The sequence below is a fragment of the Vibrio cyclitrophicus genome (assembly GCF_024347435.1).
GTDB classification, from domain to species: Bacteria; Pseudomonadota; Gammaproteobacteria; order Enterobacterales; family Vibrionaceae; genus Vibrio; species Vibrio cyclitrophicus.
On the sequence record NZ_AP025481.1, the window covers coordinates 1621751 to 1643934 of the forward strand.

24 protein-coding genes and 1 pseudogene are annotated in these 22184 nt (G+C 44.6%); 8 read left to right on the forward strand and 17 right to left on the reverse strand.

Annotated features, from left to right (window positions below):
• Positions 1-77: 77 nt before the first annotated feature.
• The 3 genes from secD to rlmJ all read left to right on the forward strand — a co-directional run bounded on the left by secD (position 78) and on the right by rlmJ (position 3901).
• Complete coding sequence (secD, locus tag OCW38_RS21925) at positions 78-1877, forward strand: protein translocase subunit SecD (protein ID WP_016766880.1); 1800 nt, start codon at positions 78-80, stop codon at positions 1875-1877.
• Positions 1878-1879: 2 nt separating this feature from the next.
• On the forward strand, positions 1880-2833 hold the full coding sequence (secF, locus tag OCW38_RS21930) for a protein translocase subunit SecF (protein ID WP_016766881.1): 954 nt from the start codon (positions 1880-1882) through the stop codon (positions 2831-2833).
• Positions 2834-3034: 201 nt separating this feature from the next.
• Positions 3035-3901 (forward strand): 23S rRNA (adenine(2030)-N(6))-methyltransferase RlmJ, encoded by an 867-nt coding sequence (rlmJ, locus tag OCW38_RS21935; RefSeq protein WP_016766882.1) that lies wholly within the window; start codon positions 3035-3037, stop codon positions 3899-3901.
• A gap of 279 nt (positions 3902-4180) precedes the next feature.
• Here rlmJ and OCW38_RS21940 read toward each other — a convergent pair whose 3' ends face one another.
• The 4 genes and pseudogenes from OCW38_RS21940 to OCW38_RS21955 all read right to left on the reverse strand — a co-directional run bounded on the left by OCW38_RS21940 (position 4181) and on the right by OCW38_RS21955 (position 7549).
• Positions 4181-4600: a hypothetical protein gene (locus tag OCW38_RS21940; protein WP_010432371.1), complete on the reverse strand. Its 420-nt coding sequence runs from the start codon at positions 4598-4600 to the stop codon at positions 4181-4183.
• 156 nt (positions 4601-4756) lie between these two features.
• Positions 4757-5434: pseudogene (locus OCW38_RS21945) on the reverse strand (oxidoreductase); the annotation flags it as partial.
• A 147-nt stretch (positions 5435-5581) separates the two neighbouring features.
• Positions 5582-6790: an MFS transporter gene (locus tag OCW38_RS21950; protein ID WP_016766885.1), complete on the reverse strand. Its 1209-nt coding sequence runs from the start codon at positions 6788-6790 to the stop codon at positions 5582-5584.
• 75 nt (positions 6791-6865) lie between these two features.
• Entirely contained in the window at positions 6866-7549 is a 684-nt protein-coding gene (locus OCW38_RS21955; protein ID WP_016766886.1) for an SDR family oxidoreductase, read from the reverse strand.
• Between the two features lie 125 nt (positions 7550-7674).
• Here OCW38_RS21955 and OCW38_RS21960 point away from each other — a divergent pair, with 125 nt between their 5' ends.
• The 5 genes from OCW38_RS21960 (at position 7675) to OCW38_RS21980 (ending at position 11479) form a co-directional block, all read left to right on the forward strand.
• Positions 7675-8610, forward strand: coding sequence for a LysR family transcriptional regulator (locus OCW38_RS21960; protein WP_010432398.1), 936 nt, complete (start codon positions 7675-7677; stop codon positions 8608-8610).
• A gap of 108 nt (positions 8611-8718) precedes the next feature.
• Complete coding sequence (locus tag OCW38_RS21965; RefSeq protein WP_010432401.1) at positions 8719-9111, forward strand: GFA family protein; 393 nt, start codon at positions 8719-8721, stop codon at positions 9109-9111.
• Between the two features lie 26 nt (positions 9112-9137).
• On the forward strand, positions 9138-9599 hold the full coding sequence (locus OCW38_RS21970; protein WP_261896127.1) for an OsmC family protein: 462 nt from the start codon (positions 9138-9140) through the stop codon (positions 9597-9599).
• Positions 9600-9728: 129 nt separating this feature from the next.
• On the forward strand, positions 9729-10961 hold the full coding sequence (locus OCW38_RS21975; RefSeq protein WP_016766888.1) for a MalY/PatB family protein: 1233 nt from the start codon (positions 9729-9731) through the stop codon (positions 10959-10961).
• 173 nt (positions 10962-11134) lie between these two features.
• The gene (locus OCW38_RS21980) at positions 11135-11479 is read left to right on the forward strand and encodes a ribosome recycling factor family protein (protein WP_016787125.1); all 345 of its coding nucleotides are present in this window, start codon (positions 11135-11137) and stop codon (positions 11477-11479) included.
• Positions 11480-11618: 139 nt separating this feature from the next.
• Here the strand turns inward: OCW38_RS21980 and OCW38_RS21985 are convergent, their stop codons facing one another.
• The 13 genes from OCW38_RS21985 to OCW38_RS22045 form a co-directional block, all read right to left on the reverse strand.
• On the reverse strand, positions 11619-11858 hold the full coding sequence (locus OCW38_RS21985; protein ID WP_010432413.1) for an RNA recognition motif domain-containing protein: 240 nt from the start codon (positions 11856-11858) through the stop codon (positions 11619-11621).
• Between the two features lie 112 nt (positions 11859-11970).
• Positions 11971-12645 (reverse strand): SDR family NAD(P)-dependent oxidoreductase, encoded by a 675-nt coding sequence (locus OCW38_RS21990; RefSeq protein ID WP_016766890.1) that lies wholly within the window; start codon positions 12643-12645, stop codon positions 11971-11973.
• Between the two features lie 214 nt (positions 12646-12859).
• Complete coding sequence (locus OCW38_RS21995) at positions 12860-13123, reverse strand: hypothetical protein (RefSeq protein WP_010432418.1); 264 nt, start codon at positions 13121-13123, stop codon at positions 12860-12862.
• A 264-nt stretch (positions 13124-13387) separates the two neighbouring features.
• Complete coding sequence (locus OCW38_RS22000) at positions 13388-13930, reverse strand: DUF3833 domain-containing protein (RefSeq protein WP_016766892.1); 543 nt, start codon at positions 13928-13930, stop codon at positions 13388-13390.
• Positions 13927-14550, reverse strand: a complete 624-nt coding sequence (locus OCW38_RS22005) for a chalcone isomerase family protein (protein ID WP_016787504.1) — start codon at positions 14548-14550, stop codon at positions 13927-13929. Before OCW38_RS22005 ends, OCW38_RS22000 begins: the two co-directional genes overlap by 4 nt.
• Positions 14551-14553: 3 nt before the next feature.
• Positions 14554-15075 carry a DUF2878 domain-containing protein gene (locus tag OCW38_RS22010; RefSeq protein WP_016766894.1) on the reverse strand — a complete coding sequence of 174 codons (522 nt, stop codon included), beginning with the start codon at positions 15073-15075 and terminating at the stop codon, positions 14554-14556.
• On the reverse strand, positions 15053-16333 hold the full coding sequence (locus OCW38_RS22015; RefSeq protein WP_010432426.1) for an SAM-dependent methyltransferase: 1281 nt from the start codon (positions 16331-16333) through the stop codon (positions 15053-15055). Before OCW38_RS22015 ends, OCW38_RS22010 begins: the two co-directional genes overlap by 23 nt.
• A 118-nt stretch (positions 16334-16451) precedes the next feature.
• Positions 16452-17258, reverse strand: a complete 807-nt coding sequence (locus OCW38_RS22020) for a DUF1365 domain-containing protein (protein ID WP_016766895.1) — start codon at positions 17256-17258, stop codon at positions 16452-16454.
• The gene (locus OCW38_RS22025) at positions 17255-18526 is read right to left on the reverse strand and encodes an NAD(P)/FAD-dependent oxidoreductase (protein ID WP_016766896.1); all 1272 of its coding nucleotides are present in this window, start codon (positions 18524-18526) and stop codon (positions 17255-17257) included. The genes OCW38_RS22020 and OCW38_RS22025 overlap by 4 nt, the downstream gene beginning before the upstream one ends.
• A gap of 2 nt (positions 18527-18528) precedes the next feature.
• The gene (locus tag OCW38_RS22030; protein ID WP_016766897.1) at positions 18529-19260 is read right to left on the reverse strand and encodes an SDR family NAD(P)-dependent oxidoreductase; all 732 of its coding nucleotides are present in this window, start codon (positions 19258-19260) and stop codon (positions 18529-18531) included.
• Positions 19260-19691 carry a nuclear transport factor 2 family protein gene (locus tag OCW38_RS22035; protein WP_016766898.1) on the reverse strand — a complete coding sequence of 144 codons (432 nt, stop codon included), beginning with the start codon at positions 19689-19691 and terminating at the stop codon, positions 19260-19262. The genes OCW38_RS22030 and OCW38_RS22035 overlap by 1 nt, the downstream gene beginning before the upstream one ends.
• 14 nt (positions 19692-19705) lie before the next feature.
• Positions 19706-21136: a deoxyribodipyrimidine photo-lyase gene (gene phrB, locus OCW38_RS22040; protein ID WP_016766899.1), complete on the reverse strand. Its 1431-nt coding sequence runs from the start codon at positions 21134-21136 to the stop codon at positions 19706-19708.
• A complete protein-coding gene (locus tag OCW38_RS22045) occupies positions 21133-22080 on the reverse strand; it encodes a YbgA family protein (RefSeq protein WP_010432435.1) in 948 nt (315 codons plus the stop codon). The genes phrB and OCW38_RS22045 overlap by 4 nt, the downstream gene beginning before the upstream one ends.
• Between the last annotated feature and the right edge of the window lie 104 nt (positions 22081-22184).

Sequence of the window (22184 nt, forward strand, 5' to 3'; positions counted from 1 at the left end):
TAAAATGCTCGAACACTGCTTTTTTTCGGCTCTATTTTTGAGCTCGTATTTACGGTGATTGGTACAAAGAAGAGATCTTGACTGTGAAAAAACGCATTCCAAGAAAACAAATTAACCACTACTCAAAGTGGAAATACGTGGTGCTTATCGCCACCATCATTATCATGATTCTAAGTGCCTTACCTTCTTGGTTTGGTGAGGACGCCTCGGTTCAAATCAGTAACCGTTCTGAGCAGACGATCGACGCCACTCAAGTGACGCAATACCTTGCTAGCGAAGGCATTCAAGCGACATCAGCCTTTCAAAAAGACAAACGCTTAGTTGTGATCTTAGAAGATGCAGAGCAGCAAGCGAAAGCCAAAGAAGTGCTTAATGAGCGCTTCCTCGACAGCGCAACCGTTGCTCTAGCGATGGAGCCAGCTGCACCTAAATGGCTAACTGATATGGGTTTTGCGCCGATTCAACTAGGTCTTGATTTACGCGGTGGCGTGCAGTTCTTGCTAGAAGTGGATATGGCACCGGTTTATCACGCGCAAGCTCAAGCGGTGGTCGACGAGATCACTAGCGAAGTGCGTTATGCCCGTGGTGAAGTGGTGAACAACCAAGTTAAGTTTAATTTCCGCACTGATGCTGATTTTGAACAAGCTCAAAAGCTGATTCGTGAAGAGTTCCCACAATGGCAACGTGATCGTTCAGATAAATCGCTAACGTTAACCCAATCTGAAGAAGAGCAAAGAACGCTACGTAACCTAACGGTTCAACAAAACCTGCAAATCATGCGCAGCCGTATTGAAGAGTTAGGCATCACAGAAGCATCAATTCAACGCCAAGGTGAAAGCCGTATTCGTATTGAACTGCCGGGCGTACAAGACCCTGCAGCAGCGAAAGATGTGATTGGTGCAACCGCATCACTTGCTTTCTATTCTGTGTACGACAACCCAACGCGCAGCACTCAAACGCTGAAGGACACAGACGGCAACCGCGTGGTAGTCGACCGCAAGGCTGTGTTGAGTGGCGAACACATTATCGATGCTCGTAGTGGCATTGGTGAGATGGGCAGCGCAGAAGTAAACATCACACTGGATTCTTCTGGCGGCAAAAAAATGTCTGAGTTTTCTCGCCATAATATTGGTAAGCCAATGGCGACTGTTTACAGCGAATACAGCCGCGACAGAGCCGGCAACAGCGAGAAAACCAGTGAAGTGATCAGCGTTGCAAACATCCAATCTCAGTTGGGTAGCCGTTTCCGTATCACAGGTGCTGGCACGTTAGGTGAAGCACAAGAGTTGGCTCTACTCCTTCGTGCGGGTTCATTAACCGCGCCCGTTACCATCATTGAAGAGCGTACTATTGGCCCATCTCTGGGTGCCGAAAACGTAACCAACGGCTTTGCTGCTTTGGCGCTTGGCTTGGGTCTTACTCTGACGTTTATGGCGCTATGGTATCGCCGCTTAGGTTGGGTCGCGAACTGTGCATTGGTGGTGAACATGACCACATTGTTTGGCTTGATTGCCTTGCTACCAGGTGCGGTATTAACCTTGCCAGGCATTGCGGGCTTGGTACTGACCGTCGGTATGGCGGTGGATACCAACGTGCTTATCTTCGAGCGTATTCGAGACAAGATGAAAGAAGGACGTAGTTTTGCTAGTTCTATCGATCGTGGTTTCGATAGCGCGTTCTCGTCAATTTTCGATGCTAACGTCACCACCATGATCGTTGCTGTGGCTCTATACACCATTGGTAATGGACCGATTCAGGGCTTCGCTTTGACTCTGGGCTTAGGTCTTCTAACCAGTATGTTTACGGGCATTTTTGCTTCACGAGCGATCATCAATTTGGTTTGGGGGCGTGACCAACGCCACGACGTAAGGATTTAAGCATGAGTATTTCAAATATGACTAATTCAAACAGCTATGTTTCAGACCGCTATATTACAGACAGCAACATGACTCGCCTCCGTAAGGTGATGTCTGTGATTTCTATTATGCTGTTCATGAGCTCTGTAATGCTGGTGGCAGTGAAAGGTTTTAACTGGGGCTTGGACTTTACTGGCGGTGTGGTTGCCGAGGTTCAGCTCTCTGACCAAGTGACGAAAGACGCGTTAAAAACCAAGCTTGATACGGCTTTCCAACAAGACGTTCAAGTGGTTGGCATGGCAGAGCAAGATCGCTGGACGATTCGTTACAGCCAGCTGACAGATGCTCCACAGCCAAACTTAGTGGATGCTTTGTCATCGGTGAGCGACCAAGTAAAAGTGCTCAACAGCAGCGTGGTTGGCCCTCAAGTGGGTCAAGACATGGTTGAGCAAGGCGGCTTGGCGGTGTTGGTGTGCTTCCTAATGATCATGCTGTACCTGAGTGTACGATTTGAATGGCGTTTGGCTCTGGGTGCGCTTGCCGCGATTATCTATGATGTCACGCTTATCTTAGGCTTGTTCGCCTTCACTCAATTCGAGTTCAACCTGACCGTATTGGCGGCTGTGTTAGCGATTTTGGGTTACTCACTCAATGACTCAATCATCATCGCCGACCGTGTCCGTGAAATGCTGCGCGGTAATCCAAACGGTGATACTGACAACCTACTTAACGAATCGGTGAAAGCGACCTTCTCACGCACCATGGTGACTTCAGGAACAACTCTAATCACCGTATCAGCGCTTTGGCTACTTGGTGGTGCTGCGCTGCAAGGTTTTGCTATTGCGTTGGTTGTCGGCATTGTTAGCGGTACGTGGTCTTCCGTTTCCGTCGGCATCACTCTGCCTAAGTTGCTTGGCCTGCAGCCTTGTCACTACAAAGTAAAAGTGCCAGTAGAAGTTGAGGGAGAGTACCCCTAGGTTGTTTATGCTCTAGCAGTACAAGTTAGCAAGTAACGTCAGTAAAGCCCTTCGTTTGTAATAAAACGAAGGGCTTTATTTTTTATAAGAGTCAAACAGTTAGTGAAAAGAGAGCCTATTTCAAAAAACAGTGGATTGAGCAGGCAAGCCCACATGATATGAAGTATGTTTATATGACGTTCGTAGAAATGAGGCAAGGGAATGGAATATCGACATCAATGTCATGTAGGCGACCATGGTGATGCGCTAAAGCATCCAGTATTGAGTGCACTTGTTCAGTCATTAATGCAGCAACATTCACGCCTCAATGTTATCGACACACACTCTGGTACAGGGTGTTATGACCTCACCACCGCACCAAGTAATCATGCAGGTGAGTTTGCTGAAGGGGTCGGGTACTTGTGGCACAATAAGGCTTATCTTCCTCCTGCATTCGCTTCTTTTATGTCGGTACTGGAATACTACAATCCGAATCAACTTATCTCTTTGTATCCGGGTTCTGCCGCCATCACTTACCAACAAGGTCGCAGCCAAGATAGCTTCTATTTTTCAGACATTCAGCAAGATGAAGCTGATTTACTGCAAACTAATATCGATAAGTTACAGCGTAACTTTGGTGTTTCAAGCAAGCTTACGATTAGCGCAGGTGATGGGCTTAAAGCGTTACCTGATGACGTAGCTAAACATGACAATCATCATCTGATTGTTATCGACCCACCCTATGAAACTGATTCAGAATATCTCGCGGTGATTGATGCCTTAGTTAAGGCATATCAGCAGTCGGAGAAAGTATCTGCACTAATTTGGTACCCGCTCTACACGGATGACAAGAGCTCACTGATTTTGAACCACTGTGTGACCGCAGTGAAAGATGGTTTACTGCCAAGTCCGATTAAATCGGAGCTTCGCCTTCGAGATCCTAAGGGTGATGATCGCCTGATCGGTAGTGGTTTACTGTTGTTCAATCCACCACAAGGCATTGCTGGGACAGTTGCAGATACGCTCTATTATTTACACAGCCAACTCGCGACCAATGGTGAAGGGTATTGGCAAATCAGAAGTCTATAGCTCTGATTTATATGGGGTTTATGATTACTTTCGAGATGTGTCTCACTAAATCGCTAATTTTTGTGTGGTTTAAATTGACCAAACGCTAACTTTTATCGATTGATTAATTGCAGTGAATCATTTAAAAATAGAATATCAATGCGCGCAAGTGCATAAAGGCTCATAAGTTAAATAATTAGTCTAAGATTAATATCAGATTGTGGTTTACCCCCTAAACTGCATAAGGCTCGCACTAGTCATGCGAGCCTTTCTTTTGCCTGTCGGAAATGTATTTCTAGTCTACTGAGTGACAGAGTTGCACTTCGGGCATTTGTATTTACCTAAATCGTGGAACGTTGAAGGTAGTTCGGATTCAATAATTAATTTTTTATCGTCGTTGTAGCATTTGGCACAAAAAGGACCTGGAGCTTGTCCTTCTTGAGGTGTTTTCAAAAAGTAATGTCCGTTTGTAAATACTACTTCTTCATTTTGGTTTAGTTTCTCTTTTAACTCTTTGATAGCCGTTTTCAGTTCTTGGTTTTCCTCTCTCAACTCAGATGCAGCGATTTTTGCATCAGATAGGGCTTCAATGAGTTCTGCCAGTTTTAACCTGACTTCAGCGTCCTTTAGCGAAGAGTCAATATTCCTCAATTCTTTCGTAATATCTAGTGCTGTTTTTATCGACGTTATTCCCGCAGAGATACTTGCTACATCAACCATTTCGAATTCCCCTGATAGCTTCAGATAATAATAAATCGAGTTGTTTATATTTTACCGTATATCAATAAAAACAAATTATAACAGGATCTTAAAACACAGGGTATGAATCAGAACCACAGTTATATTAGCCTGAAGATTTCATGCAGGCCTTTTCAATTACGCCAACGCTGGGTAATCGATGTAGCCTTTTTCGTTGCCGCCGAATAGGGTGGTGCCGTCTAGTTCTGACAGTTCGCTGCCGTTTTGTAGGCGTGATACGAGATCTGGGTTGGCCACGAATGGGCGACCAAATGCGACGAGATCGGCGTAGCCTTTACTCAATACTTCTTCGGCGCGCTCTGGTGTGTAACTGCCAGCGACGATGATAGCGTTAGAGAACAGCTCTCTTAGATCGACTCGGAAGCTTTCAGGGATAACCGGTGCGTCATCCCAGTCGGCTTCTGAAAGGTGCAGATAAGCGATATCACGCGCCTGCAGTGCTTTTGACGCTTCTAAAATCGTTGGCACTATGTCTGGGCAGTTCATGTCTTTGAAGGTGATGAATAGGGCCAAACGTACGCCCACTTTGCCTGCGCCAATTGCTTCAATCACCGCATCTACTACTTCGATTAGAAAGCGAAGTCGGTTCTCACGGCTACCGCCATAGTTGTCGGTGCGCTTATTTGAATTGGTTCTTAGGAATTGATCGATGAGGTAGCCATTACCACCGTGGATCTCGACGCCGTTGAATCCTGCTTCGACTGCTTTTTTCGCTGAGTTAGCAAAATCTTGAACAACACGATCGATATCTGCTTGGGTCATCTCTCTTGGTTGGATGCAATCGACCATGTTGCCATAACGACGCGGTTTTGCAGTTCTAGGCCTTTTAGTTCTGATGTTTCGAATAATTTGTTCATGGTCTCTACCTTTGTGAATTTTTAGCTGCTGTGCCAATGCCAGTTTGAGAATGAATTGGCATTTTGAAGTTTCTGAGTTCTTAAATTACTTAGCTTCTGTTGGTGCGAATATTGAGTTGCTTTGTGGCTTTCCGTTTCGGTTAGCTTTAGCAATCAAGAACAAGCCGATGAAAGGAACGACAACGGCAGTGAATGGAATCATTCCTGCGCCTAGTTGGCTGTCGAGTACCATGCCGCCAAGGAAGCCACCGAAGGCATTGGCCAAGTTAAAGGCTGAGATATTCGCGGTTGCTGCTAGCTCTTGCCCTTCGCCACCGTGGTTCATTACTCGAAGCTGCATAGCAGGAACGTTCGCAAATGATGCAATGCCAAAGACAAATGCAGCTGCAACGAATAGGATTTTGTTGTCTACAACAAGGCCAACCACTACTAATGAAACGATCATCGCGACAGCCCAAAACATCGATGCTTTGCCTAAATCTTTGTCAGAAGAGCGTCCGCCCAAGGTGTTACCGATGATTAAGCCGACACCCACAATCACTAAGATCCAAGTGACTGACTCTTGACCGTAACCCGTGATGTGCATGGCGATAGGCGCAAGGTAGCCGTAAAGCGTCATGAAGCCAGACCAAGCAAAAGCGGTGATCGCCAAGCTGATGAGAAGCATTGGATTTTTGAATGCCAACAGCTGAGTTTTGATGTCTTTCGCTTCGCTGTGACCTGAAGATTTTATTGACGTTAAGATTGAAATCATGGCGATGGTGCCAAGTGCTGCCACGGTAAAGAAAGTGGTGTGCCAACCGAATTGCAAGCTCACCCAAGTTCCTGCGGGAACCCCTAGAACGTTAGCGAGTGTTAAGCCAGCGAACATCTGACCAACAGCACGACCTGCCATTTTCTCAGACACTAAATTGGTCGCGACAACTGCACCTATGCCATAGAAAGGACCTTGCACTAAGCCTGCGATAACGCGGCTTGCAAGTAGAAGTGGGTAGCTAGGAGCTAAGGCTGACAAGATATTGCCGATGATGAACAGTGCCATTAAGCCAATCAGTACCATCTTCTTGTTAAAACGTGCGAGGTAGATGGTTAAGATAGGGCCACCAATAACGATAGCCAATGCGTAAGCACTGATTAGGTATCCGGCTTGACCTTCGGTGATCGAAAGGGATGTGGCAATTTGTGGAAGGATGCCTGCGATAACAAATTCAGCCGTACCAATAGCGAACGCCGCGAGTGTCAGTATCCAAACTTGGAATGGGATCTTTTCTTTATGGATCGCTTCTGGTTTCATAGTGAAGTACCTGTGTTAATTCTTGTTTGTTAGGACGTTTACATACACGCCCTAACGATTGTTCTTTGCGGAGTGTTAACCGAGTAGAGCACCGCCATCGATGTCGATGATTGACCCCGTTACATATGGGTTGTTAATCACGAATAAATAGCCCATTGCGATATCTTTAGCCTCTCCGACTTTGCCTGCTGGTAGGTTGTTTTTCGCGTTGTCGTACATTGTTGAACGAGCTGAGTCATCCATATTTTTGTAGGCTTCAGTCATGGTAAGGCCGGGGCTGACGGCGTTGACTCTAATCGGTGATAGCTCTTTCGCCAGTACTTTAGTCACGCTCTCTAGTGCGGCATTAATCGCGGTTTTTACGTAAGTACCAGCAACCACTTTGCGTGACAGCATGCCGGTTGTGAGTGTGATTGAGCCGTTTGGAGTCATGTAACGTGCGGCGTGCTTGGCTACGTTTAAGCTTCCCCAAAACTTTGTATCAAATGCTGCTTTTGCGTCTGTGATAGCAACGTCTGTCACTTTTCCGCCCGGAGCGTATGAGCCTGCGGTTATTACCAAATGATCAAAGGCACCAATTGACTCAAAGTAAGCACAAATTGACTTTTCATCTCTGATATCGAGGCCTGTGTGTCGACTGGCAATGTGTACCGTGTTTTCTTCGTTTCTCAATTGCATTGCTAATGCTTTGCCGATACCAGATGTGCCACCAATGATGACAAAAGTGCTCTTTTCTTGGTTCGCTAGTGTGTTGCTCATGGTCTGAATTCCTGCGTGTTCTGCTGATGGTTGTCATTATATTTGTTCGACTAAATTTGATAATTGGCTAAAATATAAATTCATTATTCGGTTTAAATGAACAATAGGGCGAGAGCACGAATAGCATGGATAAGTTTTCAGACATGGCGATGTTCGTCAGTATCGTGAAACATCAAGGTTTGGCTGCTGCGGGACGTGAACTGGGTTTATCACCCGCGACCATGACAGCAAGGCTTCAAGCACTTGAAGAACGATATGGTGTGAAGTTGTTGAATCGAAGTACGCGCCATGTGTCTTTGACCGACTCTGGAGAGCTGTATCACAAGGCGTGTTTGGAGATTTTAGACAACGTCAGCGAGGCCGAAAACCTGATTCAAAATGGCGTCAAAGAAGTTAAAGGTCCGTTAAAGATTGCTGCGCCAAAAGACATCGGGAAACAGTACATTCTTCCTATTTTGACTGAGTTTTGTCAGCAGTATCCAGACGTTGTTCCCTACTTGTATTTGAACGATAACTTATCGAATATCGCTGAATCAGGCATGGACATCGTGATCCGCTACGGTGAATTGGTTGACAGTAGTTTGATCTCTAGACGCTTATCACCAAGCCGACGAGTGCTATGTGCTTCACCAGAATATCTCGCTAAACACGGCACGCCGATCAAGCCACAAGATTTGGTTGATCATGCGTGTCTGGCGATGCTTCGCAGCAACGAAGAACTCAAAACCTGGCACTTCCAAGATCATGACATGAAGAAGGCTGTGACGGTGGTTCCCAAGCGATTTTCGGATGATGGCGAAGTGATCCGTTATTGGGCGCTACAAGGAGAGGGGATTGCACTGAAATCCATTCTGGATGTGCAAGATGACATCAATAATCAGCGTCTTGTGACGTTACTTAACGGCTACATGAAGAACTTCAATACCGCGATGTCTGTGTCCAGTACCGATTTGAATGTGGTGTACATCAGCAAGAAATATCAGCCGAAACGTATCCGACTCTTCTTAGATTATCTTCTTGAGAACTTCAGTGGTTTGGTCGAAAGATCAGGTAAAGAGTAGACGCTTACCTACGTATGACGGATCTCTCGAACTCAGCGTCAGCTTACGGACAGAGATCATCGTTCTGGTTATGATACCTGCAACATAAGGACGTGATTGGAGAGAGAAATGAAAGTCGTCGGTAACACGGTTATCCAACCTTTTCACAAAGCCACCTGCCACTGCGGTGCGGTGGAATTAGAACTCAGCCTACCTAACGGGATCGAAAAGCCGCGTCGCTGCGATTGCTCTATCTGTCGTCGTAAAGGCGCGATAGTTGGCTCTGTGGCGCTTGATGGGATTAAGGTTCTGAAAGGTGCTGAGCATCTCAAGCTTTATCAATTTAATACTAATACGGCTAAGCACTACTTCTGCTCGAACTGCGGTATATATACGCATCATCAGCGCCGTTCTAGCCCAAATGAATACGGGTTTAACATTGGTTGTTTGGAAGGGGTAAACCCTTTTGATATTGACGATGTAGTGACCAACGATGGTGTCAATCACCCTGCTGATCGATAAGATAAACATTAAAAAGGAACAGTTCTATGTCTGAATACGGTGCGCTCATTCGTTGGCAAAAAGCGGAAGATGAAGTCTTTAACGATAATCAATACAGCCGCGGTCATACGTGGGAATTTGATGGCGGTGTTACTGTGCCAGCTTCGTCTTCTCCCCATGTGGTACCACTGCCGTTTTCGGTAGAAGAGAGTGTTGACCCAGAAGAAGCCTTTATCGCGGCACTTTCTAGCTGCCATATGTTGACGTTTTTGGGCATTGCCGCAAAGCAGAAGTACGTGGTCGACTCTTATGTCGATGCTGCAATTGGTGTGCTTGAAGAAGATGAATCAGGCCGCTCATCGGTTACCACGGTGACTCTACGACCTCAAATTGTGTTTCTAGGCTCTAAACAACCAACCGCCAAACAACTCAAAAAACTTCATCACCTAGCCCATAAAAACTGCTTTATCGCGAACTCTGTCAAAACAGAGATAAAGGTAGAAGTGTGAGTTTAATTTTTATCACATCATCTTATTTTCTACAAAGTTTCGTCTTTCTGGCTTCACCATCGTCTTAAGGGTATTGATGCAATTCAGTTGATTGTAAAAAGACCGAATATACTATTTGAGGGCACCTCCATGACAGCGTTTAACAGCACATCTAACTATGGTGAAAATGCGTTTATAAAAAACAAACCGCAGATGCTACAGAATATTTATAACACCACAGATGTATTCCCATATTGGATTGCTGATATGGACTTTCAGGTTGCAGAACCTATCACTCAAGAGCTGAACCGATTGGTTGAACGTGGTGTGTACTCTTACGAATTTAGTGAGCAAGAGGTGTTTGAAGCTTTGTCTCAGTGGTATTCAAAGCGTCACGGTGTGAGCCTTTCGGTTGATAAATTTGTTCAGGTCCCGGGAGTGCTATCAGGTATTGCACTGTTATTGCGTCAATTTACCAACGAAGACGATGGCGTGCTTATCCACACTCCGGCATATCATCAGTTTTCTAACTTGGTGAATAAAGCAAACCGTCAGGTCGTGCAAAGCCCGTTGTGCAGTGATAAACAGGGTTACCAAATTGATTTCGCTGGTATGGAACAACAAATCATCGAGCAAAAAGTGAAGGCGATGATTTTCTGTAATCCACATAACCCGACTGGGCGCGTGTGGACATCTCAAGACATTGAACAAGTCACCGAGATTGCTAAGCGTCATGATGTATTGATCATCAGTGATGAGGTCCATTCAGACATTATCTTTGAAGGTCACGCTTTTACGAGTTTAACCAACTTTGATTACGACAAGGTCATCACCTTAATTGGATCTCCGGCAAAAACATTTGGTATGCACAGCATCTCAAACGGCTATGTGTACACCAACAATGATGAGCTATTTGAAGCGTTCAAAACCAATGTGGTCGCGATGTATCTTGATCACGGGAATGCATTCAGCACGTTTGCAACCGCGGCGGCCTTCGAAAAGGGTGAAGAGTGGTTAGATGGCATGTTGGTGTACCTGCAAGACACGGTTAAGTGGATTACCGAGTTTACAGAGCAACGTATTCCTCAATTAAAAGTCTTTCAGCCGCAAGGCACCTACCAAATGTGGTTTGATTTCTCAGGCTTAGGCTTTTCGGGAGAAGAGCTAAAAAATGTGGTGTTTGAGCAGGCTAAAATGGGTTTAACTCCAGGTGATTGGTTTGGTGCTGAAAGTCCTAACTTTATGCGAATGAATATTGCGACGTCACGCGACAATATCGAGCAATCATTTAATGTTTTAGCGGACGCGATTGATGGCTTTGAGCGAGGAAGTCATACTCGTTCAATTTGTTGTGATAGCGGTGCTTCAAAAAGCTGCTGCTGATATCGATCGTTAGTCCTAAAAAACGAAAAATCGCCAGGCTGCTTAGTGCACCACTGGCGGTTTTTTTGTGTCTGTGTAATCCTACGTGCGGTTTATTGAGTAACAGTTAAAAAGTTCGGAGAGATAGGTAGAGAGCTTTTGAATGGTAGGAATGGATTGGTTATCAGAGAGTTATGTTTAGCGTCCCATTGAATAGTTTTGTACATCGTGTGAGTGATAAGAGCCAATTGATGGCCAATGCTGCAGAGTGTGGATGTCAGTTAAAACGCGTTCGTCGTTCGCGTAATTGGATGTTGGTCGCTCAAGAGCGTCAGCTCGTTGAGTTTAAAACGATGTTAACCCACGAAAAAGACGGTTGGATAGCGATCGCAATCGACAAAGTACTGCCTAAACCAGTGGTATGTTTGGCATCTCTGTTGGTCGCGACACCCTCAATGACTGTGGCTCAGTTGATTATGGAATCTGGATGTTCAATGGCAGAGGCAAGACGTGCTATTGATGAACATGAAGGACTGTAGGCATATTCGAATCGTATGAAAAGAGATTTGCGGTCAGCAAAAAGCCTGTAACGATATTACGTTTTTCAACGCAATATCGTTACAGGCTTTATCATTTGTGTTGCAGTTAAGCCGTAGGGCTTACAAAGCATCTACTCGATTAAGAGTTAGCCACTTTTACACGAATCGTGTTTTTGCCAAGCTTTGACATGTTCAGCTTGTTTAGTGCTGCTTTAGCTTCTTCGTGCTCTGGCATTTCAACAAAAGCAAAGCCTTTAGATTCACCAGTTTCTTGGTCTAAAACTAGGCTGCACTCTTTTACTGAGCCAAACTCAGAAAATAGAACACGGATGTCTTGCTCAGCAGTAGAGCGTGATAGGTTACGAACTAGAAGTTTCATAATAAACCTTGAATATGAATTTACGCCGAGCATTGTCGCACACTTTCATGCTCACCCTCACAAATAATTACTCGAATGTAACTCTTTAGCTATTCGCTTCTCTGTTTACGTGTTAGCCGCGGTTTATTGTGACATCTGAAATATACCCATGCTCAGTGCTGGTTAACGCCTGTTGCAGCATCTGAGCGGCTTCTGTAGCTGTCATAAAGCTTGAGGTATCCATCGCTTTGCCACTCGTTCCCCAAAACTCGGTCGCCATTCCTCCAGGATAAACGGCAACGATTTTCATCGGGTGACCTTTTAGTTCCAACCTAACCGATTCGATAAAGCCTTTTACTGCCCATTTGGCCGCGCAGTAAGTTGATTCTTCCGCTTTTGCTCCTTGCGCTGCGGTCGACATTATTACAGCTATGGTGACAGGTTGCTCTTTGTAGCGTTTAACCATTTCTCGAATCAGAAAGATTGAAGACTCGATATTGTTTTTAAGCATATCGCTGATTGTGGTTGGGTCTTGCTGCTCTATCTTACCGAAGTATCCACTGCCTGCGCTGTGAATGACCAGTTTGGGTGTTTCAGGTAACGCATCCAACAAATCGCTTACTGATTGCGGGTCACATAAGTTACAGGTTTGGCTAATGGTATTCGCTGGCAGAATTTTCGCCACTTCAGCTAAACGTTGCGTGTTACGACCTGTAATGGCTACGCGTTGAGCGTCTGTTGTAGAGCTCGCATATTGTTTCGCTAGAGCTGCACCTAATCCGCTGCTTGATCCGGTAATTAAAATCATACTGTCTTAAATTTGTAGAGTTGATTCGAGATAGTAAGGGGCTAGGCTGAGTTTTTCTGAGATCTATGGCCAAAGTTGACGGATAGCTTCGTTGATAGTCTTTACGATAGATCGAGATTACAGAATAGTGAAAGTGGAGGAGCAGAATGATGAAGCAGAGCTAGAAAGTAAAAACGCCGGCATTGAGCCAGCGCTTTTGAGTAATCAGCCGTGATTATTCTTCGTCGAACTGTTTGATCGTGAATGCGTCTTCGATTCGGTTTAGTTCTTCTTGTTCTTTAACTCGCTTCTCTTCTTGAAGCGTTGCTCTCGTTTCGTTGAAACGTTTTTTCTCTGACTTAGTCAGGAATTTTACAGCTTTTTTGTTGGTCAATGCGTAAGCAACTACGTCTTCGCCTTTTTCTCTGCGGTCGTTTACGCGTTGTGAGAAACGTTCATTGTCGCGAGCTTTACGCTCCGCTGAGGTCAACTTGCTCATGCTTTAAAGCCTTTTCAATTAATCATGGTAGGGAATCTACACTTAGCGAAACAAATAGGAACTGCTGTGTGTGAGTCTAGCCTATTTGTGTGCTGGTGGCGCATCTTAGCACAGAGACTTGATGTTGCAGATACGCTATTCGAGGGATTAAACAAAACAGCCTACAATTTAATGTTGTAGGCTGTGGTTTTTGTAAGGACTGGATGGTGCTTGTTGGCTTATAGGAATGTCAGATAAACTCTGTTGAACCTAAAATTGGGTTAATCAAATCTTCTCAATGTATAAGATCACTTCACCAACTTTGAAACCGAATTTGGACATTTCAGTTTTGTTAAATAAGCGTTTTTCGTCCATTAAGAACATCCAGTCATCCAAGACTACTTCATAAGTGCTGCCGTCTACTTCAATTTCTAAATCATATTTCCAATATAGAGCTGAACCTTGAGTTTCACCATAAGCGGTACCAACTACGTCATTGGCCGTTCCGGTATACGTGTTTTCTCCGGTCTTGATTAGGTTCCATACTCGAGTTGAACGCTCGCCATCAGCGAAAAAAAACCACTCTTTGATTACTCCGTTATTACCCTCCCAAGTGGCGATGAGTTTGACATCAAAGCGTCGCAATAAATCGCCCGAACGGTCGAGAACCATGCCATAGGCCTTAAGTTCACCGTTGAAAAAGGTTTCAAGCTTGAGCTCTGGAGTGGTGTTTGCGTGATTATCTAAACTCGCCGAACCGCAGCCGACTAGCCAAGTGAGTGACAAAATAGCTAGGGTGAATTTTAATATTTTTGTCTTTGGATTCATTTATTCAAACCTAAAAGTTGCTTGCGTAGAAGCGGCTCGGATGTGTTTTCAGAGAGCCAAATCGCCAGAAAGGCCTCGCCAAATTGTTTGTCTTGTATGGTGCCGATAGGTTGTTCATCGAAATAAAAACGGCTCACATTATCTTCAGCGACACGGATGGTTAGGGTGCTTCCTTCTTCAACGTTCGGCCACATTGCGTATAACGGTTTCAACCAACGCTGAATGTTACTGCTAGAGTAACCAAGTTTACTCCACTGATCTTTGGTTGCATTTACTAAGTCTTGACTATCAATAGATCGATAGTACTCAATTTTTAACGCTCGCTCCGAATTAGAGGGTGTGGTGTAGAACTCGGCCGAGTAAAGTGTCCAAAACAGGTAACTCATCTCGCCTTGACCACGCTTATTCAAATCATCGACGGCAGAAGCTTTCGAATTTCCGGTAAAAAGGAGTGCAGCGCAAACTAACGCTAAGGCGATTAAGCTGAGCAGTTTATTGTTAGTTTGCGGGTTTGACCGGTTTTGAGAGCTGGTTTGAGCAAACGAGCCTGGATGAATACGAACGCGACTGCTATCGCTCTCTGGTCTGAACGCTTGCGTCGGTTTGCGTGAATAAGCCATAAATCACCTCGTTGTTGCCATTTTAGGTTGGACCAAGTTGGAGTAGGCGGCCACCAGTAAGGGCAACAAAATCCCCCAACTTATTGCAAGGGCGGCAAGCACCCAAGCATCTGGCCAAGTAGTAATGAGGGCACCTGCTTTGATACCTCCCCAATAACTACTAGTACCTGCTACGAACCCTATGACAAACAAGATCACTTTCGAGCATTTTAAAAGCCAATTTAGGCTGTGATTGAAACTGATTAAAAACATGATCCACAGGCAAATAAGCCACACAGGAAACCAAGATTGATTAGCAATCTCTGAGTCGACTGCAAACACGCCGAAATGAAGTAAGAAGCTATCAAGCAACAGCCCTAACGGTAATAAAGCGAGTATTTTGAGGTCGCTTCTGCGGGTTGGAGAAAGAAGGAAGTGAACCACCACGATCAATGGGGTCACGAACGGGGCTTGCGCGGTAAAAAACGCACTACAAACCCAGGTCGCTTGAAACAGAACGAGATTAATAATCCAAAACCGTTTCATCTTTCGCTCCAAAGTAACGAGGTTTTCTTGCAACTAAATGGTGAGTGCTGATTACTCGCTCTTTGAATGCACCTTCACAGTAGCAGAAATAGAAGATCCACAAGCGCTTGAACTCTTCTGAATATCCGAGAGATTCAAGTTCGTCCCAGCTGTTTTCAAAGGCGATGTTCCAATCGCTTAGCGTTCGAGCGTAGTGCAAGCCAATATCATCGATCTCTTGAACCACAAGATCAGTGCTGGTGGCAAGATGCTGAGTCATGACTGAAACAGAGGGTAAGCAACCGCCAGGGAATATGTATTTCTGAATAAAGTCGACGCCTTTGCGATATTTTTCATAACGACTGTCGGCGATGGTAATCGCTTGAATTAACATTTTTCCCGAAGGCTTTAGCAGCGAAGAACACTTTTCAAAGAAAGTTTGCAGGTATTCATGACCAACGGCTTCGATCATTTCAATCGATACGAGTTTGTCGTATTCGCCAGAGAGGTTGCGGTAATCCTCTTTAAGTAGGGTGATTTTGTCCGTTAAACCGAGCGCTTTTACTCTCCGCTCCGCGAGCTCATGTTGCGCATCTGATATGGTGGTTGTAGTGACATGGCATCCGTAATGTTGAGCCATAAAAATAGCTAAGCCACCCCAGCCCGTACCAATCTCAACGACACTGTCGGATTCCGATAACTCTAACCGTTCACAAATGGTCTTCATTTTGTTCTGCTGAGCTTTAGATAAGGTCTCCGCTTCCTTGCTGTAGATAGCCGAAGAGTATTGCATTGAACTGTCTAAGAAGCGTTCATAGAGTTCGTTGCCGATATCGTAATGTGCGAGTATGTTTCTTTTAGAGCCTTGTTCAGTGTTCACATTCTTACGACGCAACAACAGGTTTTTGATGCGAGAGATCCACTGAGTTTTGTCGTCTAGTTCGTCAAGCTGCGCTTGGTTTCGAGCCATGATCTGAATAACGTGTGTGAGGTCAGGGCTTGTCCATTTACCGTCAATATAGGCTTCTGAAGCGCCGATACTACCGTTGATGACAACGTCTCTAAAAAAAGTAGCATCATGAATGACGATTTGACCTTTGAGGTCTGCTTCTCTGTCGCCGAACACTGAATGTTGGTCACGCTCAATCACTTCAAGAGTCGCAAATTGCAGACGCTCAAGAACTTTGAATATTAAAGCACGATATTTACAGTTGCTCGAAACAGCAACGGCTTTAGCTTGATGTTCAATATTGTTGTTTTGTTTTGCAAGCTGTTCCATGTCAACCTCGCTGAGAACTCATTCTAATTTTTCGGCCAACTAAAATTGAGTATTGCTCGTCGGTTTGAGATAACTCAATTCTAATTGCCTTGTTGTCATTTAATTGCTTTTTAAGCGCTTAAGATGTTGAATCTGGGTGCGCTATAAACGGTACCTTTTTCAGGAATAATTTGAGAGCCTGATAATAAATTCCCATCACGATCTTTATCGTCATTGCCGGAACTTTTAATAACGTCCGTCTAATATTTTTCTTCGTTACTGACTGTTTCGTCAGTGCTAGTGTTGCATCGAAAAGCTTATCGTCTCGGCGGCTTTCGATGTGTACTAATGTCCGTTTCGCGGGTGGCTTAATTTTCCAAAAGTAAGTCATGTCTAAATCCATGAACGGCGAAACGTGAAACTCTTTCTTAACTTTTAATTCTTGATGCATGTCGATGAGGTAATAATGTCGTTGTCGCCATGGTGTATTACTCACTTCGGCCAACATGTATTTGCAATCGCCAGTATCGTCATAACAGAAAAAACAGTTGATTGGACTGAAATAGATACCTAGACAACGGCACTGGGCTAACATCGTTACACGATTTGAATCTGACCAAACTCCACCAAGTTGTTGTACTTTGGAGGCTATACGTTGCTTGAGTGATTTTGGTTCATCATTCGTGAGATTTTCTTTTTTTTCAGCGAGATAATCCGATTCGACAAAGCGAATCAGGTTGTACCACTGAGTCCCAAACAGCGGACTGCGCGCTGTGGTTTGGGGCAATTCGTCAAGATCTAACCCCATCATGTAAAGCTGGTAGCTAAACTCGTGTGTGATATCACCAAAACGGCGATGTCTGACATTACCCCAATAGATACCGCTGAGCTCTTCACTCTTTTCGGATGCGATGCCCATTTCGGGTGTTAAGGTGTGAGTGTTCATAGTGTTGAACTCGTACTCAAATCTAAGCCAAAGCGTTTGGTTACATCGAGAGCACTGTGGACACCATCTTCGTGGAACCCGTTATACCAGTACGCGCCGGCGAAGTGAGTCTGGTTTTTGCCACAGATCTGTTCGCGCTTGTGCTGAGCTTCTACCGTGTTCGAGTTCAGTACCGGGTGATGATAAACAAAGCTGCGAATGATTTTTTCTGGGTCGATGGCTTCGCTTTGATTCAAGGTGACACAGAAGGTGTCTTGACTTTCGATACCTTGCAGAATGTTCATGTTGTAAGTGACACAGGCTGGCCTTTTACTGTCGCCATCCAACATGTAGTTCCAACTTGCCCAAGCCAGTTTTCTGTCTGGCAATAAGCGAGTATCTGTGTGCAGAACTACTTCGTTACGGCTGTATGGGATCTCCCCTAGAACCTGTTGTTCTTGCTCTGTCGCATCGCCGAGTAAATGTAGCGCTTGATCTGAGTGACATGCAAATATCACTTCGTCGAAATTTTGAGTGCCGCCATCTTTGAATTCAATCGTTATACCTGATTCTTGGCGAGTCACTTGCTTAATCGATGTGTTCAAAGCGACGGGTTTGCTCAAGCGTGAAAGGATAATTTCCACGTAAGAGCGAGAACCCTTAGGAATCACATACCACTGAGGGCGATTCGCGATATCTAATAGTCCGTGGTTATAGAAAAATTGAATGAAGAACTTAAGCTCAAACTCTTCCATCTCTTTTAAGCTTGTGGACCAAATAGCGGCACCCATTGGAAGAATATAGTGCTGGCTGAAAAAATCTGAAAACTGGTTATCGCGTAGGAAAGTGCCAAGGGTTACATCAGGCGTGAATTTGTTACTTTCGAACTGAGCTTTACACAGCTTGTTGAACTTTAGAATGTCGGAGACTAAAGACCAGAACTGAGGTTTGAAAATGTTGCTTCTTTGAGCGAATAACGAATTAATGCTGTGGCCGTTGTATTCAAACTTAGTCGTCGTGTTATGGACGCTAAAGCTCATCTCGGTTGGTTGTCTTTCTATGCCTAACTGCTTAAGCAGTTGGTTAAAGTTTGGATAGGTTCTGTCGTTAAAAACGATGAAACCAGTATCTATTGAAAACGCCGTGCCTTGATGTTCAATATCAACCGTGGCGGTGTGACCACCGACGTAGTCATTTTTTTCGAATACCGTTACGTCGTGGTGTTTATCTAATATGTGTGCGCAAGTCAGTCCAGAAATACCTGAACCTATAATGGCGATTTTCTTCATTGTTATACCATCCTTGAAGCGAGTTTTTGCCAAACTGAAGTTGGAAGCATTCTGAGTAGCTTCATCAACATAATGAATCGTCTTGGGAAATCAATTTCACTCTTTCCTTGAGCAATACCTTTTACAATTCTCTGAGTTGCAGCTTCGCTACTAATAATCATAGGCATAGAGAAAGAGTTTCGCTCGGTAAGTGGTGTCTCAACAAAGCCTGGATGCACAATTGAGACATGAATATTGTGTTTTGCTAGGTCAACCGACAGGGTTCTTCCTAAATACGTCAGTGCCGCCTTTGAAGCGCCATAAGCTTCTGCTCTGGGTAGAGGGAGAAAATTGGCGCTTGAGCTGACTAGTACCAAGCGACCACCAGGCTTAATGTTTTTTAACCACGACTTAAGCGCATAACCGATTGATATCAGATTAATATTGATAACACGTTCGAATAGCTCGGCATCAAAGTTAATTGGGTCATCAATGTATTCACAATCTCCGGCGTTCAAAATCAACAGGTCGAGAGGTTCATTTTGGTTGAGTTCTGGGAAATTATGGTAATCAGTTAAATCAAAACAGAGTGGCGTAATTGACGGATGGGACAGGTCTGTCTCGTGAGAATCAACGAGAGCCTGTAACTTTTCCGCGCTACGTCCGCAAGCGATGACTTGATGTCCTTGCTGGGCATAGTCCTTGGACAGTGATTGGCCGATACCTGAGGTCGCGCCAGTAATCATAATACGCATTAGCGGCTCGCTCTTTTCTTGATGGATTTGATCGCGCAGCCTAACACTGGGATATGTTCATATAGCATAGCGCCAACGTCGAGATAGTCTCTGTGATAGACCACTTGATCGTCGAGCATTTTCAGGTGGCTGTGCCCTTGCACTTCGATTGGTTTTTGACCGTTCAGCTGTTTGTGAGAAAACTGCATGGTCCAATATACTGACGCTTCATTATTTGCCTCAAAGGCGTGCTCGATATGAAAGTTACAGCTTGTCACTTGTGTATAAATGTTCTCAAAATAATGGGTTAGTTCATCAATTCCGCTGACGTGATGCAGCGGATCTTGGAATTCGACATCAGAGTGATAAACCGTTCTTAGTATGTCGAAGCTGTCTGTTCCGAGTTCTTGATACATGTTGAGAAAGTTATTAAGCCAGAGAGAGTTATCCATAATCTACACTCTAATTATTTGAAAAAGGCTAAGGCTCTCAATCGTGCTTCTTTGTGTTCAACGATGGGTTGCCAGTATTCACTGTTTAATCCGTTTTTCTTGATGTAGTCATGCGGGAAGTGCACATGCTTATCCGGAATTTTTTGCAGCTCTGGTATGTACTTACGAATAAAAATTCCTTTTGGATCAAACTTTTCGCTTTGCGTGATTGGATTGAAAATTCGAAAGTAAGGTTGAGCATCACAACCAGTGCTCGAAGCCCACTGCCAGCCACCGTTGTTCGCACTAAAATCGCCATCGATAAGGTGCGACATAAAAAATCTCTCTCCCCAGCGCCAGTCAATCAACAGGTGTTTGGTAAGGAAGCTCGCCACCACCATTCTCAATCTGTTGTGCATCCAACCTGTCTCAACCAATTGACGCATTGCCGCATCAACCAATGGATAGCCAGTTTTACCTTCACACCAAGCTTTGAAACTTGGGTGATCTTGATACCAATCTAAGCCATTATATTTCTGTTGAAAGTTAGCACCTTTAACCAGTCTAGGATGGTGGAACATTAAATGCTTGTAAAAATCTCGCCAAATCAATTCATTGAGCCAAGAAAAAGCGGGCAGTTGAGTATCAAACAACAAATCGGGCTGTTGTTGAATCAGCTGAATCGCTAGCCAGCGCGGACTGACCGCACCAATCGTTAAGTATGGCGACAGGCCAGAGGTTCCTTTGATCGAAGGAATGTCTCTAAATTTGCCATAGTCGTTAACTTTGTTGGCTAAGAAGTTTGGGATCACGCTATTTAGTACATCTTGGCTTAGTGGCCAACGATCTGAATCAACACGCGGAAAGTCAAAGTCGTACTCATCAGAAAGCTTATGAGGAGTAAGATCGCCAGACAACTGGGTGTTAAGACGCTCGGTCTGTGTAGGCTCTGCTTGTATGATTGGAGCTGGGCTACACTGGATCCCTTTGACTTGCACTTCTTTTAACCAGGCGTTTTTGAATGGCGTGAAAACTTTGAACATCTCGCCTTGTTTATTCAAAACACTGCCCAAGGGAAGAATGGTGTCGCAGTCGGTCATTTTCAGTTTGATACCGCTAGCGATTAAACGTTTGTCACGTAACTGCTCGTCTACTTCAGGCTCAGAGTTAGTGTAAACACACTTGGCATCGAGCTCATTGTATAAACGAGTGAGTTGTGCGGCTTGGTCGTCAAAGTCGGTCGCTTTCAGATGCAGCAAAGTTATCCCAAATTCAGCAAGCTGCAATTCAAGTTGCTTGAGATGGCGATAAATAAAATCAGCTTTTATTGGTGCGAGATCATGTTGTTGCCATTGTTGCGGGGTTGAGATGAAAACGGCGTTAGTTACACCGTTTTCAACTGCCGCGACGAGCGCTGGGTTATCGTGAATCCGCAGATCTCGTCTTATCCATAGAATGTCGCTCAATATCCGTATCTCAGTTTAAGTTCTTGTGGATGAGGGTTCAGGTAAACCTGTGATTCTAAGTACTCGTTTGGGTATTCCATCAAGTAGTGGTTAATCAAGGTTAATGGGACTAACAGAGGAACTAGCCCTTCTCTGAATGATGAAATTTGATTGGTGAGTTCTTGTTTGTGAGCGCTGCTCAGCTGTTTTTTAAAGTAACCTTGCAAGTGATGCAAAGTATTAGCGTGGCTACCGCGATTCGCGTGATGAGATAAGGCGGTCATCAACCCTTCAATGTATTGGTTTGCTAATTCATCAATTTCAAGTTCATTGCCAGCTAGCAATTTGCCAAGGCTCTTGTACCCTTCAACGTGGTGACACATCACCAAATACTTGTGCGCACTGTGGAATTGAATCAATTTGTGTTTGGTAACGCCCTCGTCGACAAGATCCAGCCACTTTTGATAAGTGAAAACTCGTGTCATGAAGTTTTCACGTAGAATTGGGTCGTTGAGGCGGCCATTCTCTTCAACAGGAAGTAAAGGGTTACCATCCATTATTTGTTGGGTGAACATGCCGACACCTGTCGATTCAGAACCGCGACCGTGGTGGTGATAAATCTTTACTCGCTCCATACCGCAGGTAGGACTTTTTTGGCAAACAATGAAACCAGCAATGTGCTGATTGGCCTTCGAGTAGTTTTGTCCGAACTCGATAAGTTCGTTGGTCACATCGCCTGAACCATCAGGACGAGAAACATGGATGACGTCATCTAACATTCTTGTTTGGCGAATAGTAGGGCGAGGCGTTGGAAGGCCGATTGCCATTTCTGGGCATACAGGTTCTAACTCAACATAATCTGCAAGATCATCTGTACAAAAACGAGAGCGTTTATGACCAGTATCGAAGCGTACTTTGTGTCCTGCAACACATGCGCTGATACCTATTTTAATTTTCTTTTCCATTGGCCAACTCCTTTGCTCTTGCTCTGAGCTATTTATTATATTTCAACATTGCTAATCGTACTTACTGAGCCAAGTTGTTTTCAAGTCTCAATATTGTCGATGTT